Source organism: Megasphaera sp. AM44-1BH (assembly GCF_003467125.1).
Lineage (GTDB): Bacteria > Bacillota > Negativicutes > Veillonellales > Megasphaeraceae > Megasphaera.
Genome location: NZ_QSFA01000042.1, coordinates 1 through 6210 on the forward strand (window position 1 = coordinate 1; position 6210 = coordinate 6210).

The following is a 6210-nucleotide window of genomic DNA, read 5'->3' on the forward strand; positions in this document are numbered from 1 at the left end:
ATCTTGGGAGGTAAATGACTATGAACCGTGAAGAAATCAAGAAAGCCGTCGCCGATACGGTTGTATCTTTTGCCAGGAGCGAAGCCGAAGCGGCCATCAAGTCCATCGACATGGAGGACATCCAGAAGCTGGTGGAAGCGCAGATGAAGAACCTCACAGACCCACTGGAAGTGGAAATCCAGACCACCACCAGTTGGTGGGTGAAGATTCGGAACAGGCTGTATATTACTTTGCTGCAGCAAGCGGTCAAAGCTATTGTGGCTGATGCAAAGCAGAAGATTGTATGAGAAAAGCCGATACGGAACATCGGGAAGGATGTTCCGTATCGGCTTTTTTGTTTTTATAGTACTTAGTAATAGCCGTTCTGTCCTGTTACTCCTGAAGACCAAAAATTTAGGAGGTATCCATCATGACGGACGAACAGAAACAACAGATTATTGCTCTGCGCCGAGCTGGGGCAGGGTATGGCAGGATAGCGATGCAGCTCCAGATTTCCATCAATACGGTGAAGTCGTTCTGCCGGCGGCACAGTCTGGTAACCAGGATAGATGGAGCAGTATGCGAGCAGTGTGGGAAGCCTATTGATCAGAATCCGGGGCGGAAGCGGAAACGGTTCTGCTGTGATGCCTGTCGGAACAAGTGGTGGAACGCACATCTGACGCTGGTGAAGCGGAAGGCAGTCTATACTTTTACTTGCCCGGCCTGCGGAAAAGCATTCACTGTCTATGGCAATAGTCATCGGAAGTTCTGCTCTCATGCTTGCTATATTGCTTACCGGTTCGGAGGTGTCCGCCATGGATAAGAAGTTATTTTTTAATGAAATAACTTTTCAGGTAACGATAAATCTGGCAAGGAAAATGTTGAATGATAAACTTATTACCAAGAAGGAGTACCAGTCCTTCAAGAAGGAAATGCTTCATAAATATCAACCGTTTTTCGGAGGGCTATACACTTGATAATTCTACTGGTTAGAGTGATATATATAGTTGGAAGGAGGGCTCAACTATGGAAAAGAAAATGTGGAAAATAGAACAGAAGGTTACCGAAATTTCCAAACGGAAGCGGGTTGCTGCCTATGCCCGAGTCTCTGTAGAGTCAGAGAGAATGCAGCATTCCCTATCGGCTCAGATTAGCTATTACAGTTCATTGATACAGAAAAATCCTGCGTGGGAATATGCGGGGGTATATGCTGATTATGGTATTACTGGAACAAAGATTATTAAGAGAAAAGAGTTTCAACGTATGCTTGCAGATGCAGAAGCTAGAAAAATTGATATTATTCTTACGAAATCCATCCAGCGGTTTGCACGTAACACGGTTGACCTGCTTAAGACGGTTCGGCACCTAAAAGAGATTGGTGTCGAAGTCTGGTTTGAAAAAGAAAACATTTGTAGCCTAAGTGGTGATGGAGAGCTGATGCTGACAATCCTTGCCTCCTTTGCTCAGGAAGAAAGCCGCTCTATCAGCGACAATATCAAGTGGAGGTTTCAAAAGAAATACGAAAAAGGAATTCCCCATGCAAAGTTCTTCATTTATGGGTACCGATGGAAAGATGGAGAACTAGTTATCCAGAATGAGGAAGCAGCGATTGTTCGGAGAGTCTTTAAGGGGTATTTAGCAGGGAAAACGCGAAGAGATATACAGCGAGAGCTTGCCAATATCGGAGCTCATACGATGTACGGCAACCTATTTCAGGATTCTACTATAAAGCAGATGTTGCAGAATCCTGTATATAAAGGAAACCTGGTCATTCAAAAGACCTTCGTAATAGATCCAATTACCAAACATCAGGTCATAAACCATGGAGAAAAGGATAAGTATGTAGTGGAAAATCATCATGAGGCCATTATTGATGCAGCGACATTCAATCAGGTTCAGGAAGAGATGGCATGGCGTAAGGAGGCGGGAAAGCAACGTGGCGGATATGCCAGAAATTTCCTAAACACATCCTGCTTTACAGGAATCATCAAGTGCGGTATTTGTGGAAAGAGCTACATCCATAACATAAGAAAGTACAAAGGCAAACCGAGTGAATATTGGTCGTGCCTGTCAAATAAAGGAAAAGCGGAGGAACGGTGCGGAGCCTATGGTGCCATTCCACAGCCTGCTCTTGAACGCGCTTGTATGAGTGCGCTTGAAATGGCAATTTTTGATAAGACTGAGTTTTTACAGAGGGTAGAGAAAATAGTGGTGCCGGCTTATCATTCCTTGCTATTTTACTTAAAGGACGGCAAGGTTATTAAGCAGCCATGGAAATCGACAGCGTTAAAGGATATGTGGACGGAGAAACGGAAGGAACAAGTACAGCAAAGAATGGTCCAATACCGTAAAAGTGGACTGTCCAGCCGTTATAGTGCCTTTTCAGAACGTATCTTTTGCCCGACTTGTGATGTGAAATTTGTCCGTTGTTTGGAAACACGTAAAAATAGAAGAGTAGCGTATTGGCGGAGTCGGAACAAATATAAATGTGTCCACACTAGCGGCATCCAAGAAGATTGGCTGAAAAAAACAGCGGCAGCCCTTCTTGGCGAATCTACATTTGATGAGCAAAAATTTCGGGAACAGGTGGAATGGATTGAGGTTCAGAAGAATCGGACCCTGTTGTTCCGGTTTTATTCTGGAGAAAATAAAGAGGTGCAATTGCCATGAAAAAAGTGCAGGTCATACCAGCTACACTACAGAATTACACAGAAAAACCTATTCATAGCCAGAAAAAGAGAAGGGTCGCCGGGTATGCACGCGTTTCAACCGACCGGGATGAACAGCTTACAAGTTATGAAGCACAGGTTGACTATTATACAAATTATATAAAGGGACGCAGCGACTGGGAATTCGCTGGGATGTACACGGATGAAGGAATTTCAGCGACAAATACCTTGCATAGGGAAGGCTTTAAAAGTATGATTCGTGATGCAATGGATGGCAGAATTGACCTTATCATTACGAAATCGGTCAGCCGTTTTGCGCGGAATACGGTGGATAGCTTGACAATCGTACGTAAGTTGAGAGATAACGGGGTCGAAATCTACTTTGAAAAAGAAAACATCTGGACACTAGACGCCAAAGGTGAACTTCTTATTACTATTATGAGTTCCCTAGCACAGGAGGAAAGTAGGAGTATATCAGAAAATGTCACTTGGGGACATCGGAAACGGTTTGCTGATGGGAAGGTCAGTTTGGCATTCAGTCATTTTCTTGGTTATGACAGGGGAGCGGACGGCAATCTGGTAGTGAATAAAGAGCAGGCAGAAACAGTAAAACTGATTTATCGTTTATATCTTAGCGGGTACACCTTTCATTCTATTGCAAAGAAATTGACAGAGCAAAAGATTCCAACACCTGCGAGGTGCAAAATATGGAGACCCAACACGGTGCGAAGTATTCTCATGAATGAAAAGTACAAAGGTGATGCGTTGCTTCAAAAGAAATTTACGGTGGACTTTCTTACGAAAAAAAGTAAGAGGAACGAAGGGGAAGTACCGCAATATTATGTGCAAAATAACCATGAGGCTATTATCAGTCCACAGGTATTTGACTTGGTACAGGAAGAGATGCGGAAGAGAAAAAATAGTAAAATTCGTCATAGCGGTATCTCCATTTTCTCCAGCAAAATCAAATGTGGACAGTGCGGCAGTTGGTACGGAGCCAAAGTTTGGCACTCGACTGATAAATACCGCCAGACCGTATATCGCTGTAATGATAAGTTCAAGAGACATTGTAAGACGCCACATCTGACTGAAAATGAGATAGAAAATATATTTGTCCGAGCAGTCAATCAACTTATCAAGAATAAAGATGAGATCCTTAGCAATATTATTCTGTTAAAGATTCGCCTAGTTGATACTACAGATTTGGAAAAGAAACGAAACGCATTAGAATTCAATATGAACCTGTTAGCAGAACGGGTTCAGCAACTCATCTCCGAAAATGCTTGCTTGACACAGGATCAAGTGCAATATAACCAAGAGTACAGCGAGCTAGTTAACCGCTATGAAAAAATAAAAATAAAGTATGACCAGATTTGCGATACCATGAAACAGCGTACAAGTAGGGGCCAGCAGCTAGAAAGATTTATTGAAAATTTACAGAAACAGGAATTTATTAGCATTTTTGATAAAAGACTGTGGTGCAGTTTGGTAGATTTCATTACTGTAAATGAGAAAGATGATATTTGGGTGACTTTTAAAGATGGCACAGAAATCAAAGCATAAATGGATATTTGGAAATGCAAGAGAGAAACGACATGACTTTCCGGGAAAACGGAGTACAGTATGTTAATGTATAGCATTCATATATTATTAACTTAAGCTTCACAGTTGATACCCCGCTGATTTATCTTTATTAGTAATCCGCGAAATAAAAATAGCATGAACTCATTCCGTTTTGTATAATAAAAGTAACGAAAATCCACAACACAAACGGAAGGCTTATGCCATGAATATTGTACAATATCATCACTCATGTGAAGTATCATCTTCCAAGATTCGTCAATTCTTTGCCGAATTCCATGTCAGCCAGTTCTTGCGAAACTACAATGTCTACAAGATGTGCGGCTTTGCAGTCATGACCGCAAAGCGCGTCCGAGGCAGTGTTTCAGAGGCGGTTCTTCTACCAACGGAAGCTGGAACGGTTTATTCCCAAGCAATGCCATTGCCGTAGAAACTGCTATCCTGTCCTTGCATTTGTACGATGAGCGAAACAGGGCTGTCGGTCTGTGTTTTGAGCCATTGCTGGATCTTCGCGGCATCGGTCGGGGAAAGTGGGGCCGAGACAGTGAGTTTTGCAAGAAATTGTTGTGATTGACTGCCTGATGTGCTTGCGTCCGTACTGTGGGCGGGCATGGTGCTGCCTTGGGCGGCAACAATTTGTGGAAATAGCGCAGGGAGCTGAGCATTCATAGCAACGGTGATTTGTTCATCGCTTTGCTGTGTTTGGTAGGCCGGATAATAAAGTCTCGCGAGCTCTTTATAGGATTTTCCTTTATCGTTGGCAACCAGTCCTTCGATCCGGTTCGTGATGATTCGTTGAATCTCTTTTTGACCGATGGTGTTTACATTGCCTTGCACGATGTGTAACTTGGCATCTGTCAGTTTGGAATACGACTGCATCGAGGCCTGGAGTTCTGCCACCTGATCCTCGGTTAGTGGTGTTCCAATGAGATCGACCGTTAAGAGTCCATCTTTGAAGGCATACGATACGGCACTCACTTTTTCAGAGGCGACTTCTTTTGCTATAAACGTTTTGATCTGCGTATCGCGGATGTTGTCGTTGACTGTTAGATAGGCCATGTAAATGCTAGGGATGGTGATGACGATGCCCGCGATTAGGAGAATGGTCCGCTGGTATTGCATGTGGCTTTCGTTGACCGTCGTCGATGCCGGTACGCGCAGCACCTTGAAGACTAAGAATGCGGAAAGCGTGATAAAGAATGCGTTGATAAAGAACAGGTAGAGCGCGCCAAGTACGAAGGTAGAAGAATGCGTGGCGATGCCGTAGCCTGCGGTGCAAAGCGGTGGCATCAAGGCCGTGGCAATAGCAACGCCTGGAATGACATTCGTTTTTTCTTTTCGGGTGTTACCAATGGCGCCAGCGATACCGCCTGCTAGTGCGATGATAACGTCCCAGATGGTCGGGGATGTGCGCGCTAAGAGTTCGGAAGATGCATCGCTGATGGGCGAAAGAGAAAAATAAATCGCCGAGGTAATCAAGGCGAAGGAGACTTGGAAGCCAAGCTTTACCATCGAATCCTTGATAAATTGCATGTCATAGGTTGCCATTCCGTAGCCTGTTGCGACAAGGCCACCCATTAAAGGGGAAATGAGCATGGCACCGATGATGACTGCGGTGCTGTTCATATTGAGGCCGACGGACGCAATGAGGATTGCGGTGATTAGAATGACGAGATTTGCGCCTTTCACCGAAGCATCGGACGCGATCCGCTGTCGGATTTCAGAGAATGGGGCCGAGTCGCCCTTGAGGTCTAAGAGTTGTGAAAAATTGAAGTTCATAGGGATAGATCTCCTTTCTGTTAGTTCCTATCTTTCATGATAGCATATTTTTCTCCGGAAAATCATTGTTGTACAGAAAAGTCTGATAATAATAGGTAAAATAGGAATAAAAGGAGTATTCTCGAGAATTTTTATATTGGCTAATTGTATAATGAAACAGCAGTTTACAACTTTTTGAACAAATAAATATCGCGTAACCACA

At 43.7% G+C, this 6210-nt stretch carries 7 protein-coding genes; 6 read left to right on the top strand and 1 reads right to left on the bottom strand.

Annotated elements, in window-relative coordinates; translation table 11 throughout:
• Positions 1–20: 20 nt before the first annotated feature.
• From DW949_RS13305 to DW949_RS13750, 6 genes are all read left to right on the top strand, one after another.
• Complete coding sequence (locus tag DW949_RS13305) at positions 21–287, top strand: hypothetical protein (RefSeq protein WP_233539607.1); 267 nt, start codon at positions 21–23, stop codon at positions 285–287.
• Positions 288–409: 122 nt separating this feature from the next.
• Positions 410–802, top strand: coding sequence for a hypothetical protein (locus DW949_RS13310; protein ID WP_026385703.1), 393 nt, complete (start codon positions 410–412; stop codon positions 800–802).
• The gene (locus DW949_RS14010; protein WP_299000320.1) at positions 795–956 is read left to right on the top strand and encodes an SHOCT domain-containing protein; all 162 of its coding nucleotides are present in this window, start codon (positions 795–797) and stop codon (positions 954–956) included. Before DW949_RS13310 ends, DW949_RS14010 begins: the two co-directional genes overlap by 8 nt.
• Positions 957–1005: 49 nt before the next feature.
• Positions 1006–2649, top strand: a complete 1644-nt coding sequence (locus DW949_RS13315) for a recombinase family protein (RefSeq protein WP_026385704.1) — start codon at positions 1006–1008, stop codon at positions 2647–2649.
• Positions 2646–4211 (top strand): recombinase family protein, encoded by a 1566-nt coding sequence (locus DW949_RS13320; protein WP_023054281.1) that lies wholly within the window; start codon positions 2646–2648, stop codon positions 4209–4211. The genes DW949_RS13315 and DW949_RS13320 overlap by 4 nt, the downstream gene beginning before the upstream one ends.
• Positions 4212–4434: 223 nt before the next feature.
• On the top strand, positions 4435–4659 hold the full coding sequence (locus tag DW949_RS13750; protein WP_147349068.1) for a hypothetical protein: 225 nt from the start codon (positions 4435–4437) through the stop codon (positions 4657–4659).
• Here the strand turns inward: DW949_RS13750 and DW949_RS13325 are convergent.
• Positions 4632–6008: a DUF389 domain-containing protein gene (locus tag DW949_RS13325; RefSeq protein ID WP_118023657.1), complete on the bottom strand. Its 1377-nt coding sequence runs from the start codon at positions 6006–6008 to the stop codon at positions 4632–4634. The genes DW949_RS13750 and DW949_RS13325 overlap by 28 nt on opposite strands.
• Positions 6009–6210 lie beyond the last annotated feature (202 nt).

What these genes read in the sequence shown, in the direction of transcription:
- DW949_RS13305 (WP_233539607.1), top strand. Translation starts at nt 21, where the DNA reads ATGAACCGTGAAGAAATCAAGAAAGCCGTCGCCGATACGGTTGTATCT.
- DW949_RS13310 (WP_026385703.1), top strand. Translation starts at nt 410, where the DNA reads ATGACGGACGAACAGAAACAACAGATTATTGCTCTGCGCCGAGCTGGG.
- DW949_RS14010 (WP_299000320.1), top strand. Translation starts at nt 795, where the DNA reads ATGGATAAGAAGTTATTTTTTAATGAAATAACTTTTCAGGTAACGATA.
- DW949_RS13315 (WP_026385704.1), top strand. Translation starts at nt 1,006, where the DNA reads ATGGAAAAGAAAATGTGGAAAATAGAACAGAAGGTTACCGAAATTTCC.
- DW949_RS13320 (WP_023054281.1), top strand. Translation starts at nt 2,646, where the DNA reads ATGAAAAAAGTGCAGGTCATACCAGCTACACTACAGAATTACACAGAA.
- DW949_RS13750 (WP_147349068.1), top strand. Translation starts at nt 4,435, where the DNA reads ATGAATATTGTACAATATCATCACTCATGTGAAGTATCATCTTCCAAG.
- DW949_RS13325 (WP_118023657.1), bottom strand. Translation starts at nt 6,008, where the DNA reads ATGAACTTCAATTTTTCACAACTCTTAGACCTCAAGGGCGACTCGGCC.